Annotated in this window: 16 protein-coding genes; 6 read left to right on the forward strand and 10 right to left on the reverse strand. The window is 73.4% G+C overall.

The genetic code is table 11. The features are described 5' to 3' along the window. Nucleotides 1-163: 163 nt before the first annotated feature. Nucleotides 164-907, forward strand: a complete 744-nt coding sequence (locus IF30_RS0118300; protein ID WP_324605641.1) for a VOC family protein — start codon at nucleotides 164-166, stop codon at nucleotides 905-907. On the opposite strand, the gene IF30_RS0118305 is transcribed toward IF30_RS0118300, so the two are convergent. The 4 genes from IF30_RS0118305 to IF30_RS0118320 form a co-directional block, all read right to left on the reverse strand. Next, nucleotides 904-1,560: a thymidine kinase gene (locus IF30_RS0118305; protein WP_030239241.1), complete on the reverse strand. Its 657-nt coding sequence runs from the start codon at nucleotides 1,558-1,560 to the stop codon at nucleotides 904-906. The genes IF30_RS0118300 and IF30_RS0118305 overlap by 4 nt on opposite strands. Before the next feature lie 61 nt (nucleotides 1,561-1,621). Further along, nucleotides 1,622-2,809, reverse strand: a complete 1,188-nt coding sequence (locus tag IF30_RS0118310; protein ID WP_030239243.1) for an alkaline phosphatase family protein — start codon at nucleotides 2,807-2,809, stop codon at nucleotides 1,622-1,624. A 31-nt stretch (nucleotides 2,810-2,840) separates the two neighbouring features. Then, nucleotides 2,841-3,437: a DUF5998 family protein gene (locus IF30_RS0118315; protein WP_030239246.1), complete on the reverse strand. Its 597-nt coding sequence runs from the start codon at nucleotides 3,435-3,437 to the stop codon at nucleotides 2,841-2,843. A 91-nt stretch (nucleotides 3,438-3,528) separates the two neighbouring features. After that, entirely contained in the window at nucleotides 3,529-6,396 is a 2,868-nt protein-coding gene (locus IF30_RS0118320) for a GNAT family N-acetyltransferase (protein WP_030239249.1), read from the reverse strand. A 225-nt stretch (nucleotides 6,397-6,621) separates the two neighbouring features. On the opposite strand from IF30_RS0118320, the gene IF30_RS0118325 reads away from it, so the two are divergent. Beyond that, nucleotides 6,622-6,903 carry an HPr family phosphocarrier protein gene (locus IF30_RS0118325; protein ID WP_030239251.1) on the forward strand — a complete coding sequence of 94 codons (282 nt, stop codon included), beginning with the start codon at nucleotides 6,622-6,624 and terminating at the stop codon, nucleotides 6,901-6,903. 121 nt (nucleotides 6,904-7,024) lie between these two features. Here IF30_RS0118325 and IF30_RS0118330 read toward each other — a convergent pair whose 3' ends face one another. From IF30_RS0118330 to IF30_RS0118340, 3 genes are all read right to left on the reverse strand, one after another. Further along, nucleotides 7,025-8,218, reverse strand: coding sequence for an RtcB family protein (locus IF30_RS0118330; RefSeq protein ID WP_030239252.1), 1,194 nt, complete (start codon nucleotides 8,216-8,218; stop codon nucleotides 7,025-7,027). Nucleotides 8,219-8,552: 334 nt separating this feature from the next. Further along, the gene (locus IF30_RS0118335; RefSeq protein ID WP_037900425.1) at nucleotides 8,553-9,917 is read right to left on the reverse strand and encodes a M16 family metallopeptidase; all 1,365 of its coding nucleotides are present in this window, start codon (nucleotides 9,915-9,917) and stop codon (nucleotides 8,553-8,555) included. 20 nt (nucleotides 9,918-9,937) lie between these two features. Further along, nucleotides 9,938-11,323: a M16 family metallopeptidase gene (locus IF30_RS0118340; RefSeq protein ID WP_030239256.1), complete on the reverse strand. Its 1,386-nt coding sequence runs from the start codon at nucleotides 11,321-11,323 to the stop codon at nucleotides 9,938-9,940. A gap of 274 nt (nucleotides 11,324-11,597) precedes the next feature. Between IF30_RS0118340 and IF30_RS0118345 the strand changes: the two genes are divergently transcribed. Next, a complete protein-coding gene (locus tag IF30_RS0118345) occupies nucleotides 11,598-14,048 on the forward strand; it encodes a DNA gyrase/topoisomerase IV subunit A (protein ID WP_030239257.1) in 2,451 nt (816 codons plus the stop codon). A 218-nt stretch (nucleotides 14,049-14,266) separates the two neighbouring features. Next, nucleotides 14,267-15,169 (forward strand): sucrase ferredoxin, encoded by a 903-nt coding sequence (locus tag IF30_RS0118350; RefSeq protein ID WP_030239259.1) that lies wholly within the window; start codon nucleotides 14,267-14,269, stop codon nucleotides 15,167-15,169. A gap of 53 nt (nucleotides 15,170-15,222) precedes the next feature. Here IF30_RS0118350 and IF30_RS0118355 read toward each other — a convergent pair whose 3' ends face one another. From IF30_RS0118355 to IF30_RS0118365, 3 genes are all read right to left on the reverse strand, one after another. After that, on the reverse strand, nucleotides 15,223-16,299 hold the full coding sequence (locus IF30_RS0118355) for an ABC transporter substrate-binding protein (protein ID WP_030239262.1): 1,077 nt from the start codon (nucleotides 16,297-16,299) through the stop codon (nucleotides 15,223-15,225). 131 nt (nucleotides 16,300-16,430) lie between these two features. Continuing rightward, on the reverse strand, nucleotides 16,431-17,300 hold the full coding sequence (locus IF30_RS0118360) for an ABC transporter permease (protein ID WP_030239265.1): 870 nt from the start codon (nucleotides 17,298-17,300) through the stop codon (nucleotides 16,431-16,433). Continuing rightward, a complete protein-coding gene (locus tag IF30_RS0118365) occupies nucleotides 17,290-18,099 on the reverse strand; it encodes an ABC transporter ATP-binding protein (protein ID WP_030239268.1) in 810 nt (269 codons plus the stop codon). Before IF30_RS0118365 ends, IF30_RS0118360 begins: the two co-directional genes overlap by 11 nt. Before the next feature lie 302 nt (nucleotides 18,100-18,401). Between IF30_RS0118365 and IF30_RS0118370 the strand changes: the two genes are divergently transcribed. Together IF30_RS0118370 and IF30_RS0118375 are read left to right on the forward strand one after the other, a co-directional pair. Then, a complete protein-coding gene (locus IF30_RS0118370; protein WP_037900416.1) occupies nucleotides 18,402-19,997 on the forward strand; it encodes a sensor histidine kinase in 1,596 nt (531 codons plus the stop codon). After that, nucleotides 19,997-20,683, forward strand: coding sequence for a response regulator (locus tag IF30_RS0118375; protein ID WP_030239273.1), 687 nt, complete (start codon nucleotides 19,997-19,999; stop codon nucleotides 20,681-20,683). Before IF30_RS0118370 ends, IF30_RS0118375 begins: the two co-directional genes overlap by 1 nt. Nucleotides 20,684-20,894 lie beyond the last annotated feature (211 nt).

Consider the following 20,894-nt stretch of genomic DNA (forward strand, 5'->3'; position numbering starts at 1 on the left):
CGGCCATTGTCGCGCAGCACGACCGACCCGCCGCTCTTTGTGCGCTCTTTGCCGGATTTTCCGCGCGGCCCGAGGGTTGGGGGGCCGCCGGAATGGAAGCATCACCCTCGCGCCGAGGATTCCCGTGCGCCAACCACCCACGAGGAGGCCCGCATTGCCCGCGGTGGAACTCCGACTGGCCCAGGGCACGCCCTGCTGGGTCAGCCTGCTGACCGACGACCTGCCCGGCGCCCGCGCCTTCTACGGCGAACTGCTGGGCTGGACGTACGCCCCCGGCCCGGGCCAACTCGGCGACTACGTCCGGGCCGAGGTCGACGGGGAGCCGGTCGCCGGCCTCGGCGTCTCCACCGCCACCGGCTTCCCGGTGCAGTGGACCACCTACTTCGCCGTGGACGACGCCGACCGCACCACCCAGTCGGTCCGCGAGTGCGGCGGCACCGTCGCCGTCGGCCCGCTGCAGGCCGAGCGGGCCGGGCGGATGGCGATCGCCTCCGACGTCTCCGGCGCCGTGTTCGGCCTCTGGCAGGGCGAGGAGCACCTCGGCCGGGAGGCCGGCAGCGAACCCGGCGGACCGGCCTGGGCCGAACTGCTCACCCCGGACACCGAGGGCGCCGCCGTCTTCTACGCCGGCGTGTTCGACCTCCCGGTCCGGCCCGGGGCGGAGGAGAGCTCACTGCTCGTGCACGGCCGCCCGGTCGCCGGCATCCGGCACCGCGCCGACCTGCGCGGCCACCCGCCGCGCTGGCGCACCCACTTCGCCGTCCGCGACGCCGCCCTGACGGCCCGTCACGCGGTCGAACTCGGCGGCCGGAGTCTGGTCGAGCCGCACGACACCGCCCGGGGCCGTGCCGCCCGGCTGGCCGACCCGCAGGGCGGCCACTTCTCGGTGCTGGAAACGGGAGCCTAGGCCTGCTGCTCCTCGAAGGGCAGCACGTCCGGGGAGAGCACCGAGGCGCGGGCCGTCGCGGCCGTCAGCCGGCGGCGGTGGTGGCGGCGGCACAGCACCTCGTAGCCGACCTCGTCGTCGCTCACCGAGATGTCGCCGATCACCACCTGGGCGCCCTCGACCACCATGACCCCGCCGACCGTCCGGGCGTTGTGGGTCGCCCGCGCGCCGCACCAGCACAGCGCCTCGACCTGCAGCACCTCCACCCGGTCCGCCAGCTCGATCAGCCGCTGCGAGCCGGGGAACAGCCGGGTGCGGAAGTCGGTGGTGATGCCGAAGGTGTAGACGTCGATGCCCAGCTCGTCCACCACCCGGGCCAGCTGGTCGACCTGCTCGGCGGAGAAGAACTGCGCCTCGTCGCAGATCAGGTAGTCCACCCGGCCGCCCGCCGAGAGCCGGTGCACCACGTGCGCGTGGAAGTCGAAGTCGTCCGTCACCTCGACCGCCTCGGCCCGCAGGCCCAGTCGGCTGGAGATCGTCGCCGCGCCCGCCCGGTCGTTGCGGGTGAGGATCATGCCCTGCCGGCCGCGCGCGGAGTGGTTGTGGTCCATCTGCAGCGCCAGCGTCGACTTGCCGCAGTCCATCGTGCCCGAGAAGAACACCAGTTCAGCCATGGGTGGAGCAAGGGCCTTTCACGTCGGGGGAGTTCGGGCACAGAAGAGTCACGGGGGCGGCTCAGCCGCGGACTTCGAGCAGCGGCACGAACTGCTCGACCGGGGTCATCGAACCGTGCAGGCCGATCATCGCGGACTCGCCGGGCTCGTTGCGGGAGGCGACGATCGCGATGTCGTCCCGCGCGGCGGCGACCACGTCGCCGATCCGGCCGTGCACCCGCTCGTCCACCGACGGGCCGAACCAGCCCGCCTCGATCGCCTGGTCCCGGGTGGCGACCCACATCCGGTCGCCCAGCACCTCGCTCCAGACCGCGTGCACGTCGGCCGCGGCCCCCGGCACCGCGTACACGTGCCGGGCCCGGCCCTCGCCGCCGAGCAGGGCCACCCCGGCGCCCAGCTCCCAGTCCTCGTCGAAGTCGATCCGGTCCTCCGGCGCGATGTCGATCATGCCGTGGTCGGCCGTCACGTACATCGCCGAGCGCGGCGGCAGCTGCTGGGCCAGCCGGCGGGCCAGCCGGTCCACCGCGTCCAGGGTCATCCGCCACTCGTCGGAGTCCACGCCGAAGCGGTGGCCCGCACCGTCCAGTTCGCTGACGTACGTGTACACCAGCGCCCGGTCGTGCTCGGCCAGCCAGGAGGCGGCCAGGTCCATCCGCTCCTCGCCGGTCGTCCGGCCCAGGAAGGTGCCGCCGGACAGCGCCACCTTGGTCAGCGGGGTCTGGGCGAACAGCGGGGAGGAGACCTGGGCCGTCGCCACCCCGGCCGCGTGCGTCCGCTCGAAGACCGTGGGGTACGGCTGCCAGGCGTGCGGCTCGGTCGGCGGCTGCCAGCGCAGCTGGTTCATCAGGTAGCCGGCGCCCGGCACCGCCACCGTGTACCCGACCAGGCCGTGCAGGCCCGGCGGCGTCCCGGTGCCGACTGAGGCCAGCGAGGTCGCCGTGGTGGACGGGAAGCCCGCGGTCAGCGGCCGGCCGCTGCCGCCCAGCGAACTCCCGGCGAGCGAGGACAGGAACGGCGCGTACTCGGGGTGGCGCAGCAGCAGCTCCCAGCCCAGGCCGTCCACCAGGAACACCACCACCCGGTCCGCCGGGGCGATCGGCAGCGTCGCGGTGAAGCCGGGCACGCCGAGGCCCGCCGCCACCGAGGGCAGTAGGTCGCACAGCGAGCCGCTGCCGTAGGGGGGCGCGGGAGCCGCGGCCGGGTCAAGGATCTCGAAGGCGTCGTAGCCGTCGGCAGGTGCGAAGGACATGGAACCGGATTCGTAGCGTTCGGTGCGGCGATCAGACCCGGGGGCCGTTGTTGATCGTCGCGTCGGACAGCGCCCGGGCGAACACCAGCGCCTGGGCCACCGTCTCCGGCCCGTCACCGGCCTCGCTCACCCGCAGCGAGAGGTCGTCGGCCGTCGCCGAGCCGGTGTAGCCGTGATCCGCCTCGCAGTTCGGGTCCGAGCAGCCGGCCGGCTCCAGGTCCAGCCGCTGCACCGCGCCCCAGCCGATCGTCAGCACGACCTCGCGCGGCAGTGTCCCGGGGGTGTACGTCTCCGGGTTGGCGACCATCCGGCTCACCACGACCGAGCCGATCCGGTCCAGCCGGACGCTCTCCGTCGAGGTCGTCGCGTACGGCACCGCCGGGCTGCCCTCGGCCCCCGACTGCTCGTCGGTGTGGCTCACCACGAACCGGGTCGGGGTCAGCACCAGCACCGTCACGTGCCGGCGGACCTCGTTGGCGTCGAAGGTCGTCTCCTGGTGCACCAGGTAGGAGCCGATCGGCTCCGGGCCCACCGCGGACTCGACCGCCTCGGACACCAGGGCCGGGTAGTAGCCGCTGCGCTCGATCGCCGAGCGCAGGTCCTGAGTGGTGGTACCGGTCTTCGCCATATCTCCATCCTGGCATGGTCCGCCGACGAAGCGGGCGGCACGGCGCCGAGCTTCGGACAGCAGCGCCCGGGCAGGGCGCAACCAAGGAAGGTTACAGCGTGCTCATGGCGCGCGGGCCCAGATCGCTGCGGACGGGCAGCGGCGCGACCCGCACCCGCGCCCCCAGGATCGCCAGCCCGTGCGGGGCCACGACCACGGGTTCGAGATCCACCGAGGCGATCTCCGGAACGTCGTCCACCAACTGCGACACCCTGAGCAGCAGTTCCTCCAGGGCGCCGGTGTCCACCGCCTCGGCTCCGCGCCAGCCGAACAGCAGCGGCGCGGCGCGCACCTCCCGGATCAGCCCGGCGACGTCCTGGTCGGTGGCGGGGACCAGCCGGTGCGCCGTGTCGCCCAGGAGTTCGGCCGGCGCGCCGGCCAGACCGAAGGAGAGGATCGCGCCGACCGCCGGGTCCACCGTGGCGCCGATCACGGTGTCCACGCCGCGCGGCGCCATCCGCTGCACCACCAGCTCGGCCTGCGCGGCGCCGCCGAGCAGTGCGTCCAGCTCGCGGTGCGCGCGGCGCAGGCCCGCCTCGCCGGTCAGGTCCAGCCGGACGCTGCCCAGGTCGGGGCGGTGGCGCAGGTGCGGGGCGGTCGCCTTCAGGGCCACCGGGTAGCCGAGCGAGGCCGCCGCCGACACGGCCGTCTCCTCGTCCGGGGCCGGGAGTGTCGGGGACACGTCGATGCCGTAGCGGGCCAGCAGCTCGCGGGCCCCGGCGTCGGGCAGGGTGATCCGGGCGCCGCCCGGCTGGGTACGCGTCGTGAGCGAGCGGCGCAGGGTGCCCCGGTCGAGCGTGGTGGTGGGCGCCGGGCGGAGTGCGGCCCGGGTGCTCAGCGCCGCCGCGACCAGGGCGCGGGCGCCGGGCTCGTCGATCCGGTCCAGGTCGGGGACGCGGGCCGTCTCCTCCGCCTCGGCCGTCCGGCGGCGCCACTGCGCGTAGTGGACGGCGTGGGCGAGGGCGTGGACGGCCCGCTCGGGCGCCGCGTACCCGGGGATGCCGCCGGGGCGCAGCCGGGCGGGCAGGTCGGTCAGCGCCAGGTGGGCGAGCAGCAGCGGCTTGCCCACCTCCTTGGCGCGCAGGCCCGCTTCGAGCAGGCCGGCGGCGATCTCCGGGTCGTCCGAGCCCATGGCGGGGTCGTCGTCGCCGGTCAGCCGGCCGCCCATGAAGGCGTGGGCGGAGGTGCCGATCGGCGGGATCGCGACAGCGATCACCGCGTCCACGGCCGGATCGGCGAGGGCGACGTCGAGCGCGATCCGGAAGTTCTCGCCGGTAGCGGCGGTGGTGAGGTCGACGGGCGTGCGCGGACGCAGGCCGGCGCCCAGCAGGGCGTCGTAGGTGAGCAGGCCGAGCGAGTCGGAGTTGCCGACCACCGCGACCCGGTCCCCCGCGGGCAGCGGTTGCAGGGCCAGCAGCTCGCCGGTGTCGTACAGCTCGGTGATGGTCGCGACCCTGATGACGCCCGCCTGCTCGAACAGCGCGTCCACCGTCGCGTCGCGCAGGCCGGTGGCGGTGGCCGGGACGGCGTGCCCGGGCGGCAGGCTGCCGGTGTGCCGGGCGCCCTTGACCACCACGATCGGCTTGGCGGCGGCCAGGCGGCGGGCGATCCGGGTGAACTTGCGCGGGTTGCCGAAGGACTCCAGGTACAGCAGCACCACCTGGGTGGCCTCGTCCTCGGCCCAGTACTGCAGGAAGTCGTTGCCGGAGACGTCGGCGCGGTTGCCCACCGAGGCGAACGAGGAGACGCCGAGGCCGCGCCGGTGGGCGGCCTCCAGCAGGGCCACACCGATCGCGCCGGACTGGCAGAAGATCCCGAAGCCGCCGCGGCCGGGCAGGCGCGGCGCGAGCGAGGCGTTCAGCGGGCTCTCGGGATCGGTGTTGATCAGGCCGAAGGCGTTCGGGCCGATCACCCGCATCCCCGCCGCGCGGGCCTGGCGGACGAGTGCGCGCTGGCGGTCCCGGCCCTCCGGGCCGGTCTCCGCGTAACCGGCGGTGACCACCACCAGTCCCTGCACGCCGTGGGCTCCGCATTCGGCGACGGCGGCCGGGACGGCGTCTTCGGGGACGGCGATCACCGCGAGGTCCACCGGCCCGGGAATGTCCGGAATCGAACGGTGCACGGGGACGCCGTCCAGTTCGGTGCCGGGCGGGGCATTGCGGTTCACCGCGTGGACGGGGTACCCGGCGGGGGCGCTGCCCAGGAGGTCGCGCAGGATCGCCCGGCCGACCGTCTGCGGGTTGCGGGAGACCCCGACCACCGCCACCGAGCGCGGGGTGAGCAGCCGCTGCACCGAGCGGGCCTCGGCGCGGTGCTCACGGGCGCGCATCACGGCGAGCGAGCGCTCGGTCTGTTCGAGGTCGAACTCCAGGTGCACCACACCGTCGGCGAAACTGCGGCGCTGGGTGTAGCCGGCGTCGGTGAAGACCTTCACCATCTTCCGGTTCTCCGGCAGCACCTCCGCCTGGAACCGGCGGATGCCGCGCTCCTGCGCCACCGCCGCGATGTGTTCCAGCAGCGCCGAGGCGACGCCGCGGCCCTGGTGGGCGTCCTGCACCAGGAAGGCCACCTCGGCGTCCGTCCCGGTCTCGGAGGGGCGGCCCTCGGCGTCGATCCGGTCGTACCGGACGGTGGCGATGATGTGGTCCCGGATGACCACGGCGAGGCCGACCCGGTTCACGAAGTCGTGGTGGGTGAAGCGGCGGACGTCCCGGTCGGAGAGGCGCGGGTAGGGGGCGAAGAAGCGGAAGTACTTGGACTGGTCCGAGACCTGCTCGTAGAACTCGACGAGGCGCCCGGCGTCGGCGGGTGTGATCGGCCGGATCCGGGCCGTACCGCCGTCGCGCAGCAGGATGTCCGCCTCCCAGTGCTGCGGGTAGTCCGGGTGCTGCTGGGGGTCGGCTGCCGCGGGGTCGTCCACATTCGTCAGGTTATCCGGCGGTGGGCCGAATGGCGCCGGGTGCGTGGCCACGGCAGGGTGGACGGGATCCGCGGGCGGGGTTTATGCCCCGAAAAGAAACAATCACAAGTCCTGAACGCGGCGGCCCGCAGGGGCCACCTGCATGCGACACTGGTCTAGACAACATGGCCGCTCCCCCGCTCCCCGAGCACGGCCGTGACCAGCTTCACCGGAAAGGCACGTCTCATGGCCGAGCGCCGCGTCACCATCGGTTGGGCCGAGGGCCTGCACGCCCGTCCCGCCTCCGTCTTCGTCCGGGCCGTCACGGCCACCGGCGTGCCGATCACCATCGCCAAGCCCGGCGGCACCCCCGTCAACGCCGCCTCCATGCTCGGCCTCCTCGGCCTCGGCGCCCAGGGCGGCGACGAGGTCGTCCTGGCCTCCGACGCCGAGAACGCCGACGACGCCCTCGACCGCCTCGCCAAGCTCGTCCAGGAAGGCCTCGACGAGCTCCCGGCCGCAGCCTGAGGGCAACCGCCCGCCCGATCGGGGTGCCGCCGGACACCGGCGGCACCCCGATCCGCCGTGGCGGGCCCTGGGGCCCCGGCCGCGGTGAGGCCGGGTCGGCCCCGCCCGCGGCCGGCCGTCGTCAGCCCTTGACGCAGACGACCTGCTTGAGGTGCGCGACCACCTCGACGAGGTCCTTCTGCTGCTCGATGACTTTCTCGATGTTCTTGTAGGCGCCCGGGATCTCGTCCACCACGCCGCTGTCCTTGCGGCACTCCACGCCCTTGGTCTGCTCGGCGAGGTCCCGCGCGGTGAACCGCTTCTTCGCGGCGGTGCGGCTCATCTTGCGGCCGGCGCCGTGCGAGGCGGAGTTGAACGCCGCCTCGTTGCCCAGGCCGCGGACGATGTAGGAGCCCGTCCCCATCGAACCCGGGATGATCCCGAGGTCGCCGGAGCCGGCCCGGATCGCGCCCTTGCGGGTGACCAGCAGGTCGACGCCGTCGTACCGCTCCTCCGCCACGTAGTTGTGGTGGCAGCTGATGACCTCGTCGAAGGTGACCTCCGCCTTGGTGAACTCACGCCGGACGACGTCCTGGAAGAGCGCCATCATGACCGCGCGGTTGTGCTTCGCGTACTCCTGCGCCCAGAAGAGGTCCTGCCGGTAGGCGCCCATCTCCGGGGTCTTCGCGAGGAAGACCGCGAGGTCCCGGTCGACCAGGCCCTGGTTGTGCGGCAGCGAGCGGGCGACGCCCATGTGGTGCTCCGCCAGCTCCTTGCCGATGTTGCGCGATCCGGAATGCAGCATCAACCAGACGGCACCCGTGCCGTCCAGGCACACCTCCGAGAAGTGGTTGCCCGAGCCGAGCGTCCCCATCTGCTGCATCGCCCGCTCGCGGCGCCACTTGACGTCCTCCGCAATGCCGTCGAAGCGCTGCCAGAAGTCGTCCCAGCCGGCGGCCCGGAACCCCCGCAGCTTGGCCGGGTCGACCGGGTCGGTGTGCAGGCCGCGGCCGACCGGGATGGCCCGCTCGATTTCGCGACGCAGACCGGAGAGGTCGTCCGGGAGGTCCTCCGCCGTGAGCGAGGTCTTCACCGCGCTCATCCCGCAGCCGATGTCGACGCCGACCGCCGCCGGGCAGACGGCGTCCTTCATGGCGATGACGGAGCCGACCGTCGCGCCCTTGCCCAGGTGGACGTCGGGCATCACGGCGAGGCCGCGCAGCCCGGGCAGGGAGCTGATGTTGCGCAGCTGCTCCAAGGCCTGGCCCTCGACCGTCGCGGGGTCGGTCCACATCCGGATCGGGACCCGGACGCCGGGGACTTCGGTGTACGACATGGGTGAACGACCTCCAGAGGTCGGGTGGTTCGGGAAAGTGGGGTGCCGCGCGATGAATCCCGGCGCGGCTCGGGGAAGTCCAGGGGTGGAGCTCAGGGGCGGGGCTCAGACGCCCGGGGCGACGGAACGGGGGCAGTACGGCCTCGGGGAGCGTCGTCGTATGGCTTGCTCGACCCGCATGGTGACCGCCTCCCTTCCCTCGTCGCCGTGCGCACCTGCTGTGCGCCGGGGAACATCTATCCACGGAACCGACGGGGCGGGCAAGGGATTTAAAAACGCGTCCGGCCCGGCGGAGCGGGTGCTCCACCGGGCCGGACGGCGACGGCCGGGGCCGTCAGTTGATGACGGTGACCTCGCCGATGCCGAGCGCCCGCACGTCGTCGGCGATCACGGCCGCGTCGCCGACCAGCACGGTGACCAGGCGGTCCGGCGGGAAGGCCGCGACGACCGCCTCGGTGGCGGCGGCGGTGGGCAGTTCGGCGAGCTGCCGGTAGACCTCGGCCTGGTAGTCGTCCGCCAGGTACTGCTCGACCTGGTCGGCCAGCGTGCCGGCGACCGAGCCCGCGGTCTCGTACTTCAGCGGGGCGACGCCGACCAGGAACTGCACGGCCTCGTCGCGCTCGGCGTCGGTGAGCCCCTCGGCGGCGAGGGTGCGCAGGATGGCCCAGGTGTCGGCGAGCGCCGGCGCGGTGGAGGCGGTGTCCACCGAGCCGCTGATGGCGAGCAGCGAGCGCCCGCTGCCGTCGGCGGAGGAGCGCAGCGGCTGGGCGAAGGCGCGGACGCCGTAGGTGTAGCCCTTCTCCTCGCGCAGGACGCGGTCCAGCCGGGAGGTGAGGGTGCCGCCGAGGCAGTAGGTGCCCAGCGTCTGGGCGGCCCAGACCGGGTCGTGGCGGTCGGGGCCGATCCGGCCGATGAGCAGCTGGGTCTGGACGGAGCCGGGGCGGTCCACGATGACGACGCGGCCGTGGTCGTCGCCGACGACCGGGGCGTGGACGGAGGGCTCGGCGGCCGGGCCGGTCCAAGTGCCGAGGGTGCTCTCCAGGAGGGCGGGCAGGTCGACGCCGGTGAGGTCGCCGACCACGACGACGGTGCTGGTCGCCGGGCGCACGTGGGCCTCGTAGAAGGCCTTGACGGCGGCGCGGTCGATCGACTTGACGGTGTCGGCGGTGCCGGCCCGGGGCCGGGAGAGCCGGTCGGCGGCGTCGAAGAGCTCGGCGTAGAGGGCCTTGGCGGCGCGCCGGGCCGGGTTGGCCTGCTCGTGGACGATCTCGTCCAGGCGGTTGGCGACCAGCCGCTCGATCTCGGCCTCGGGGAGGGCGGGAGCGCGCAGCGCGTCGGCGAGCAGCGAGAGGCCGCGCTGGAGCCGCGAGGCGGGGACCTCCAGGGAGACCCGGATGCACGGGTGGTCGGCGTGCGCGTCCAGGGTGGCGCCCGCGCGTTCGAGCTCGCCGGCGAACTCCTCGGCGCTGAGGGTGTCGGTGCCCTCGTTGAGGGCGCGGGCGAGGACGGCGGCGATGCCGTCCAGGCCCTCCGGCTCGGCGGCGAGCGGGGCGTCGAGGAGGACCTCGACGGCGACCAGCTGCTGGCCGGGGCGGTGGCAGTGCAGGACGGTGATGCCGTTGCCGAGGGCGGCCCGCTCGGGGGCGGGGAACGCCCACGGGCTGGGGGTGCCCGGCTGGGGCTGGGGGTGGAAGGTCATGGCGGGGACGTAGTCGGTGCTCATACGGCGGCACCCTCCTCTTCGGAAGCGGCGTCGGAAGCGGCGTCGGTCTCGGCGGCGGTGGCGGCGTCACTCTCGGCGTCGCTCTCGGCACCACCGGTCGGCTCGTAGACCAGGACGGCCCGGTTGTCGGGGTGGAGCCGGGCCTTGGCGACGGCCTGGACCTCCTCGGCGGTGACATCGAGGACCTTGGGGAGGGCGTCGTTGAGCAGCTTGGGGTCGCCGAACAGGACGGCGAAGCGGCAGAGTTCGTCGGCGCGGCCGGCGACGGTGGTGAGCCGGTCGAGCCACTCTCGCTCGATCTGGGCCTGGGCGCGTTCGAGCTCCTCGGGCGTGGGGCCCTCGGCGGCGAACCGGGCGAGCTCCTCGTCGACCGCGGCGTCGATCTGCGCGATGGTGGCGTCGCCGGAGGTCTTGACGTCGAGCCAGCCGAGGCTGGGGGCGCCGGCGAGGCGGAGCAGGCCGAAGCCGGCGGCGACGGCGGTGCGGTCGCGGCGCACCAGCCGGTTGTAGAGGCGGCTGGACTCGCCGCTGCCGAGGATGGTGAGGGCGAGGTCGGCGGCGTCGGCCTCGCGGGTGCCGTCGTGCGGGAGGCGGTAGGCGGCCGTCAGGGCGCGGGAGGGGACGTCCTCGTGGACCTCCTCGCGGATCTCGCGGCCGATGGTGTCGGGCAGTTCGCCGGAGCGCGGGGGCTGTTTGCCGTCGTGGGCGGGGATGGAGCCGAAGTACTTCTCGACCCAGGCGATGGTCTGCTCGGGGTCGATGTCGCCGACCACGGACAGGACCGCGTTGTTGGGCGCGTAGTACGTGCGGAAGAACGTGCGGGCGTCCTCCAGGGTGGCCGCGTCGAGGTCGGCCATGGAGCCGATCGGCGTGTGGTGGTACGGGTGGCCGTCCGGGTAGGAGAGCGCGGTGAGCTTCTCGAACGAGGTGCCGTACGGGACGTTGTCGTAGCGCTGGCGGCGCTCGTTCTTGACGACGTCGCGCTGGTTCTCCATGGACGTCTCGTCGAGGGCGGCGAGCAGCGAGCCCATGCGGTCGGCCTCCAGCCAGAGGGCGAGCTCCAGCTGGTGGGCGGGCATGGTCTCGAAGTAGTTGGTGCGCTCGAAGCTGGTGGTGCCGTTGAGCGAGCCGCCGGCGCCCTGGACCAGCTCGAAGTGCCCGTTGTTGGAGACGTTGGCGGAGCCCTGGAACATCAGGTGCTCGAAGAGGTGGGCGAGGCCGGTGCGGCCCTTGACCTCGTGGCGGGAGCCCACGTCGTACCAGAGGCAGACGGCGGCGACCGGGGTGAGGTGGTCCTCGGAGAGGACGACGCGCAGGCCGTTGGCCAGGCGGTGCTCGGTGATGGCGATGCCTCGGCTGGAGGCGGGGGCCGGGTTGGCCATGCGCTCGGGTCCTTCCCGTCGTCGATGTCGGGGGTTCGTGTGGCGTCCCCCATTGTGGTGCAACGCGCGGGAGCCGTGTTCGTGTCCGCGCGGAGGGGGTCGTTCGCCAGGGGCGGAAGAGGGCCGCTGACCGGGAGTGTCGGCGCGAGGGTCCACAATGGGGGCGCCGTGCCCTGTCCGCCGCACTCGGTTGACGGGCCCGGCGGCAGGGCGCGGTGACCGAACGACGCCCGCCCGAGACACAGCCAGCGACACGTAAGGGAGCCCCGCCGCGATGGCCCGCCGCAGTTCGCAGACCCCGCCGCCCGGAGACTTCGAGGAGCGGATCCTCGACGTCGACGTCGTGGACGAGATGCAGGGCTCCTTCCTGGAGTACGCCTACTCGGTGATCTACTCGCGTGCGCTGCCCGACGCGCGGGACGGTCTGAAGCCGGTGCACCGCCGGATCCTCTACCAGGCCAACGAGATGGGCCTGCGCCCGGAGCGCGGGCACGTGAAGTGCGCACGCCTGGTCGGCGAGGTGATGGGCCGGCTGCACCCGCACGGGGACGCGTCGATCTACGACTCCGTGGTGCGCATGGCACAGCCGTTCTCGATGCGGCTGCCGCTGATCGACGGGCACGGCAACTTCGGTTCGCTGGGCAACGACGACCCGCCGGCGGCGATGCGCTACACCGAGTCGCGGTTGACGGCCGCGTCGATGGCGATGGTGGAGTCGATCCACGAGGACACCGTCGACTTCGGCCCGAACTACGACGGCAGCGAGCAGGAGCCGCTGGCGCTGCCCGCCGCCTTCCCGAACCTGCTGGTGAACGGTGCGACGGGCATCGCGGTGGGCATGGCGACGAACATGCCGCCGCACAACCTGTCCGAAGTGGTGGCGGCGGCCCGGCACCTGATCAAGCACCCCAACGCGGACCTGGACACGCTGATGCGGTTCGTGCCCGGTCCGGACCTGCCGACCGGCGGCCGGATCGTGGGCCTGTCCGGCATCCGGGACGCGTACGAGTCGGGCCGCGGCACGTTCCGGATCCGGGCGACGACGACGGTGAAGGCGGTGACGGCCCGCCGCAAGGGCATCGTGGTCACCGAACTGCCGTACAACGTCGGCCCGGAGAAGGTCATCTCGAAGATCAAGGACCTGGTCAACGCGAAGAAGCTGCAGGGCATCGCGGACGTCAAGGACCTGACCGACCGCGAGCACGGGCTGCGGCTGGTGATCGAGGTCAAGAACGGCTTCGTGCCCGAGGCGCTGCTGGAGCAGCTCTACAAGCTGACGCCGATGGAGGAGACCTTCGGCATCAACAACGTGGCGCTGGTGGACGGGCAGCCGCTGACGCTGGGCCTGAAGGAGCTGCTGGAGGTCTACGTCGACCACCGCTTCACCGTGGTCCGCCGCCGCAGCGACTTCCGCCGCCGCAAGCGGGAGGAGCGGCTGCACCTGGTCGAGGGCCTGCTGGTGGCGCTGGTCGACATCGACGAGGTCATCGCGATCATCCGGTCGAGCGACAACGCCCAGCAGGCGAAGGAGCGCCTGATGGAGCGCTTCTCGCTGTCGCAGACGCAGACCGCCTACATCCTGGACACCCCGCTGCGCCGGCTGACCCGGTTCGACCGGGTGGAGCTGGAGCAGGAGAAGGAGAAGCTCAACGCGGAGATCGCGGAGCTCACCGAGATCCTGGAGTCGGACACCCGGCTGCGCAGCGTAGTCTCCTCCGAACTGGGCGCGGTGGCCAAGCAGTTCGGGACGGAGCGGCGGACGGTCCTGCTGGAGGCGGGGGCGGCTCCGTCGGCGTCCCTGGCGGTGCCGCTGGAGGTGGCGGACGACCCGTGCCGGGTGCTGCTGTCCTCGACGGGACTGCTGGCGCGGACGGCGGACGGCGAGCCGTTCGAGCTGTCGGAGAAGCGCTCGAAGCACGACGTGATCGTGTCGGCCGTGCACGCGACGGCCCGGGCGGACGTAGGGGTGGTGACGTCCACGGGCCGGGTGCTGCGGCTGCCGGTGATCGACCTGCCGGCCCTGCCGCCGACGCCGTCGCCGACCCTGGCCGGCGGGGCCGCGGTGGACGAGTTCCTGCGCCTGGAGGCCGGGGAGCGGGTGCTGGCGCTGACCACACTGGACGAGTCCTCGCCGGGGCTGGCGCTGGGCACCGTGCAGGGCGTGGTCAAGCGGGTGGTGCCGGAGTGGCCGGCGAACAAGGACGAGTTCGAGGTGATCGCCCTCAAGGAGGGTGACGAGCTGGTGGGCGCGGTCGAACTGCGCACCGGCGAGGAGGACTTGGTCTTCATCGCCTCCGACGCGCAGCTGCTGCGCTACCCGGCGGCCCAGGTGCGGCCGCAGGGCCGCCCGGCGGGCGGCATGGCGGGCATCAAGCTGTCGGACGGCGCCCGGGTGCTGTCCTTCGGCGCGGTGGACCCGGCCACGGACGCCGTGGTCGTCACGGTGGCCACGGCCCCGGACACGCTGACCGGCGGCGAGCAGACGACCTGGAAGGTCACCCCGTTCGAGCAGTATCCGCGCAAGGGCCGCGCCACCGGCGGTGTCCGCTGCCAGCGCTTCCTGCGCGGCGAGGACGCCCTGGCCTTCGCCTGGGCGGGCGCCGCCCCGGCCCGCGCCGCCACGGCCAAGGGCGCCCCGGTCGACCTCCCCGACCGCGACCCGCGCCGCGACGGCTCGGGCACCCCGGTCAGCACCCCGATCGCCGTGGTCGCCGGCCCGGCGTGACGGACCGCGCCCAGCGGAGGGGTACCGGCTGCTGCCGGTGCCCCTCCCCTTTTTCGTCGCCGTTTCGCCTGTTCACGGCCGTTCCGCCTCGGTGGCCGTTCCGCCTGTTCACGGCCGTTCCGCCTCTTCGTGGCGGCCCGGCCGGCGGCCCCGGCGTCCTGCGGCGGACCACGGCCGGGGCCGCCTCCGGATGATCCGGTGAGGGTAGCCTTGCCCGGGTGAGCACCTGTGCGACCGTGTCGCGTGAACTTTCGGAGCCGCTGGCCGCGACGGCAGCGGTGGCGACCACCTGGCTGCTGGTGGAGCAGAGCGGGCCCTGGGGCGCCAAGGCGCTGGGCGAGAGCCACCTGGATCCGGCGGTGGGGCGGGCCCTGGAGGCGGCCGCCGCGGGGACGGGGGTGCGGGTGGCGTTGATCCGGCGGCCGGGCCGGCACGCGGACTGCCTGCCGACGGCGCGGCACGAGGTGATCGTCGCCCACACGGTGCCGGGCCGCGACTGGGTGCGCCGGGCGTGGACGGCGGACCCCGCGGAGCTGCTGGAGCTGGACTTCGCGGCACTCGGCGCGGGCGACCACACGGGCTTCGGAGCGGAGCACGTCGGCGGCCCGGTGGCCCTGGTGTGCACCAACGGCCGGCGTGACCGCTGCTGCGCGCTGCTGGGCCGTCCGCTTGCGGCGGAGCTGGCGGCGGCCGGGCACAGCGAGGTCTGGGAGGTGACGCACCTGGGCGGCCACCGCTTCTCCCCGACGATGCTGGTGCTGCCGTACGGCTACGCGTACGGGCGGTTGACGCCGGAGACGGCGAAGGAGGTGCTGGCGGCGACGGCGGCCGGGCACATGGTGCCGGAGTGGTCGCGGGGCTGCTCGGGCTGGGACCGTCCGGGTCAGGCCGCCGAGCACGCGGTGCGGCTGGCGACCGGCGAGACCGGGGTGGACGCGCTGACGCTCACGCAGCGGCCGGACGGCGAGGGCCGCTGGCTGGTCGGGGTGCTGCACCGGGACGGCCGGGCCTGGGAGGTGGACGTGATCGAGTCGGTGAGCGAGCCGCCTCGTCCGGAGAGCTGCGGCAAGGCGGCGGGGACGCCGTCGCGGATGGACGTGCTATCCGTACGGGGGGTCTGAACGCGGCGGGCCCGCGCCCGTGGGGGTGAGCGCGGGACCGCAGCGGCTCGGGATCAGCCGGTGGCCTTGCCGACGAACTCCGTGGTGTACGTCTTGGCCAGGTCGATCGTCCCCTCCTTGCCCTTGACGTCCGGGTGGAACGCCGCGAGCACCGAGAGCACCGTCTTCGGCCCGTCGGCCGGCATCACACCGTCCGTGGTGAACATCGGCAGCGTCGCCTTGATCGCCGCCGCGTACTGTTCGGCGCCGCCCTGCCCGTAGTCGGCGGGCATCTTCGCGGCGATCTCCTCGGGGGTGTGGGTGGACATCCACTTGAGGGTCTTCACGAAGGCGTTGGCGAGCTTCTGGGTGGTGTCCTTGTTCTTCTCGACCCAGTCGATGTTCATGTACAGCGAGGACGACGGGTACAGGCCGCCGAGGGCCTGGCGCGAGCCCTCGGGGGTGCGCATGTCGTAGAGGACCTTGCCGAGGCCCTTGTCCAGGATGTTGGCGACGGTCGGGTCGGTGGTCATCCCGGCGTCGATGCTGCCCTGTTGGAGCGCGGCGATGAAGGTCTGGCCGGCGCCGACCGCGATCGGGCTGAACTCGCTGACGGCGGTGCCGTTCTTGACGGCGAGGTACTTGGTGAGGAAGTCGGTCGAGGAGCCGAGGCTGGTGACACCCAGCTTCTTGCCCTTGAAGTCGGCGCCGGACCTGAGGGAGTCGGCCTGCTTGGCGGAGACCACCTCGACCTCGCCGGGCGCCTGGGCGAACTGCACCACGGATTCGACGTTCTTGCCCTTGGCCTGCAGGTCGATGGTGTGGTCGTAGAAGCCGACGGCGCCCTGGACGTCCCCGGCGAGGAGCGCGGTGGTGGCGTTGACGCCGGCCGGTTCGGTCATGAGCTCGACGTTGACTCCGGCGTCGGCGAAGTAGCCGAGCCGCTGGGTGAGCATCGCGGGCAGGTAGATGACCTTGTCCAGGCCGCCGACCATGATCTTGACCTTGGGTCCGTCGACCTGCTGCCCGGCCGGGGCGGCGACCGCGCCGTGGCCGGCGGTGGCGGCGTCGTTGGCGCAGGCGGTGAGCGGGAGGAGCAGGACGGCGGCGAGGGCGGTCGCGGCGGCTCTGCCGGTGGGGTTGGTGCGCATGGGTGGGGGTGCCTCTCTGTTCCGACCGGCGGGAGGTCAGCGGGCGTGGGCGGGGGGAAGCCAGCGGGGGCGGGGGCAGCCGGGCCGGGAAAGTGGGCCGGGGCGGGGGGAGTCGGCCGGGGCGGGGACGATCAGCGGCCGTCGCCCGCGTCGGCGGGCTTCCACCGGAACAGCTTCTTCTCGGCGAAGGTCAGCAGCCCCTCGGTGAGCAGTGCGACGACGGCGAGGACGGTCATGGCCGCGTACACGCCGGCCGCGTTGAAGGTGCCCTGGGCGGCCGCGACGAGCAGGCCGAGGCCCTTGGTGGCGCCGATGTACTCGCCGACGATGGCGCCGATCAGCGCGAAGCCGAAGCTGACGTGGAGGCTGGTGAAGATCCAGGTGGTGGCGGCGGGGATGACCACCTGGAGGGTGACCTTGCGGTTGTCGGCGCCGAGGATGCGGGCGTTGGCGACGAGGTTGCGGTCCACCTCGCGGGCGCCCTGGAAGGCGTTGAAGAACACCGGGAAGAACACCAGCACCACGGCGGAGGCCACCTTGGAGGCCGGGCCGAGGCCGAACCAGATCAGGAAGATCGGCGCGAGCACGATGCGCGGGATCGCGTTGAGCACCTTGATGTAGGGCCCGAACACGTCGGCGAGGAAGCGGATCCGGCCGAGCGCGATGCCCAGCAGCACACCGCCGATGACGCCGATCACCCAGCCGCTGAGGGCTTCGTAGAGGGTGTAGCCGATCTGTTCGCCGAGCGAGCCCTGGGCGGTGCCGTGGGCGATCCACTGCCAGATCTGATCCCAGATCTTCGACGGCTGCGAGAAGTTGAACGGATCGATGATGTCGGTGCGGGCGCAGACCTCCCAGAGCCCGAGGAAGGCGGCCAGGACCGCGACCCGGGCCGCGTAGACGGTCAACTTCCGGTTGCGGGCGGCCCGTTCGCGGGCCTCGGTTCTCGTGGTGACGACCGGGGGCTTCCCGGCGACGGCGGACGCGGTCTCAAGCGGCACGACCCGCTCCTCTCTCCCGGGTGATGCGCACCTCTTCGCCGAGCGAGGCCCAGATCTCGCGGTACAGCTCGACGAACCTCGGCTCCAGCCGGACGGCCTCCACGGTGCGCGGTCGTGGCAGGTCGACGGTGAAGACCTCCTTGACCGTTGCCGGTCCGGCGGTCATGACGACGACCCGGTCGGCGAGCGCGATGGCCTCGTCCAGGTCGTGGGTGACGAAGACGACCGACGAGCCCGTGCCGGCCCACAGCTCCAGCAGCTGGTCCGACATGAGGGCGCGGGTCTGGACGTCCAGTGCCGAGAACGGTTCGTCCATCAGCAGGATCGCCGGGTCGTTGACGAAGGTCTGGGCGAGCGCGACGCGCTTGCGCATGCCGCCGGACAGCTGGTGCGGGTAGCGGTCCTCGAAGGCGGCGAGGCCGACCCGGCCCAGCCAGTCCCGAGCCCGTTCCCTGGCCTCGGCAGCGGGCACGCCGCGGAAGCGGGGGCCGGCCATGACGTTGGACAGGACCGTCCGCCAGGGGAAGACGGCGTCCTGCTGGAAGACGAACCCGACCCGGGGGTCGATCCCGCTGACGGGCTCGCCGTACACCCGGACTTCGCCCTCCGTGGGCTCCTCCAGGCCGCTGACCAGGGTCAGCGTGGTGGACTTGCCGCAGCCGGTGGGCCCGACGACGGCGACGAACTCGCCCTGGGCGACGGTCAGATCGAGATCGCGGACGGCGGTGTGCAGGGCCCCTGAGGGGGTGCGGAACCGCTTGGTCGCGCCGGACAGCTCGATCGCCGGGGTTTTGCTCATTGGATCCTCCCGGGTCTGTGCTTGCCCCGGAACGGTAGGAGCGGGCCCGGCCCCGGCGGGAGCCTTCTCGGCGTAGTGCGGCTTCTCCGCGTTGAGGGGTGTTCTGCTCGTTTTGCTTCCGCTACAACTGCGGGGGCACGGCTGACAGAAACACGCCGGAAACGTAGGGTGTCCCGACCCCCCGGCGGAGGGCGAGGCCCCTGGCGGAGGACGAGGCCCCCACCTCGGACCAAGCCCCCCACCCGGGCCGTCCAGCCCACCGCCCCCGCAGAACCGCCCGAAGCCGCCGAGAGGAGGCCCGGATGAAGCTCCCCCACTGGCCCCGCCGGGTCTTCGCCCAGCTGCTGCTGAGCCAGACCGTCGTCACCGTCGGTGTCACCGCCGTGACCGCCGGGCTGTTCCTGGCCCCGGTCAGCAGCGAGCTGGACCACGACGCGATGCAGCGGGCCCTGTCGATCGCCCAGGCCACCGCCACCGACGAGACGATCGCGCGGGCCGCCGCCACCCGTGACGTGGTGGCCGCGCAGCGCAACGCCGAGCAGATCCGCCTGGCCACCGGCGCCAGCTTCGTCGTCGTCACCGACCTCGACGGGATCCGGCTCTCGCACACCGACCCCGGCCGGATCGGCCACCGGGTCAGCACCGACCCCGAGGCGGCCCTGGGCGGCCGCAGCGTCACCGCGATCCAGGAGGGCACCCTGGGCCGCACCGCGCGCGGCAAGGTGCCGCTGCGGATGGCGGACGGCCGGATCGTCGGCGAGGTGTCGGTGGGCATCAGCGACGACTCGATCCGCCGCCGGCTGCTGAAGATGCTCACCGGGATCCTGCTGTGCGCGGGCGCGGGCCTGGCCGCCGGGACGGTCGCCACCCTGGCCCTGGCCCGCCGGCTCAAGCGCCGCACCCACAACATCGCGCTGGCCGACATCTCCGCGCTGCTGGTGGAACGGGAGGCGATGCTGCACGGCATCCGCGAGGGCATGGTGGCGCTGGACGAGCGCGGCCGGATCCGGCTGGCCAACGACGAGGCGGTCCGGCTGCTCGGCCTGCCCGAGGACTGCACCGGCCGCCCGATCGGCGCGGTGCTGCCGCCGGGCCGGCTGGCCGACGTCCTGGCCGGACGGATCACCGGCGCCGACCTGCCGGCCGTCCGGGACGACCGGGTGCTGGTGGTGAACCGGATGGCCACGGCCGAAGGCGGCGCGGTGGTGACCCTGCGCGACCGCACCGAGCTGGAGTCGCTGGTCCGCGAGCTGGACACCACCCGCAGCCTGACCGAGGCACTGCGGGCCCAGGACCACGAGCACGCCAACCGGATGCACACCCTGCTGGGCCTGCTGGAACTCGGGCGGCACGAGCAGGCGGTGGCGTTCATCTCGGAGCAGTCCGGCTCGCACGCCGTGGTGGCCGCGCGGATCGCCGAGCAGGTGCAGGATCCGCACGTCGCAGCGCTGCTGGCGGGCAAGACGGCGGTGGCGGGCGAGCGCGGCGTCCGGCTGGCGCTGGCCCCGGCGGCGCACCTGCCGGACGCGGTGGTGGACGCCCGGGCGCTGGTGACGGTGCTGGGCAATCTGATCGACAACGCGGTGGACGCGTTGACGCCGGGCGGGGGCGGCCGCGTGGAGGTGAGCCTGGCGGCGGCCGGCTCCACCCTGCTGCTGCAGGTCGCGGACAGCGGCCCGGGCGTGCCGGAGGACCTGCGCGAGCAGGTCTTCGAGGAGGGGTGGACCAGCAAGGACGCACCCGCGCACCGTCCGCGCGGGCTGGGGCTGGCGATGGTGCGGCGGCTGGTCGAGCGGACCGGCGGCCGGATCGGGCTCGACACCGGACCGCTCGGCGGCGCCCGGTTCACCGTCGAGCTGCCCGAGGCCCTGCTCACCGATCGGCTCGTGGAGGCCTGATGATCGACGTACTCGTGGTGGACGACGACTTCCGGGTCGCGGACGTGCACGCCGCGTACGTGGCCAAGGTGCCGGGCTTCCGGGTCACCGGCACCGCGCACTCGGCCGGGGAGGCGCTGGCCGCGCTGGAGCGCCGCCCGGTCGACCTGCTGCTCCTCGACCACCACCTGCCGGACGAGACCGGCCTGGCCCTGGTGCGCAGGCTGCGCGACCGCCAGGTGGCCTGCGACGTGATGATGGTGACGGCCGCCCGGGACGTGTCGACGGTCCACGCCGCCATGCAGCACGGCGCGCTGCAGTACCTGGTCAAGCCGTTCACCTTCGCCGGGCTGCGGGAGAAGCTGGTGGCGTACGCGCAGCTGCGGCACGCGCTGGCCGCCCCGGCCCGGGAGGCCGGGCAGGACGAGGTGGACCGGCTGTTCGCGACCCTGCGGCTCGCCGCCGCCCCGGCCGGCCCGCTGCCCAAGGGCCACTCCGCGCCGACCACCGACCTGGTGATGGGCGTCCTGCGACGGGCCGGCCGGCCGCTGTCCGCCCAGGAGGTCGCGGACGCCACCGGGCTCAGCCGCTCCACGGCCCAGCGCTACCTCAAGCAGTTGGAGCGCGACAGCCGGCTGCGGCTGACCCTCCGGTACGGCGACACCGGCCGCCCGGAGCACCGGTACGGTCTGGCGGCCCGGGCGTAGGCCCTGGTTCCCGGCCCGGTGGCAGGCGAGGCTACGAGGCTGCGGTCTCCCGTGAAGCGGCAGTCCTCCGTTGAGCGGCAGGCCCCCGTGAAGCGGCAGGCCTCCGTTGAGCGGCAGTCCCCCGTTGAGCGGCGGGACTTCGCAAGCGGCAGCCCAGCGGGTGTCGGCCGGGCCGGGACATGGGGGAACCCCGGCGGCCCCAGGCCCGCCG

Origin of the sequence: Streptomyces sp. NRRL S-350 (genome assembly GCF_000719705.1) — a bacterium.
In the GTDB taxonomy this organism is placed as follows: Bacteria; Actinomycetota; Actinomycetes; order Streptomycetales; family Streptomycetaceae; genus Kitasatospora.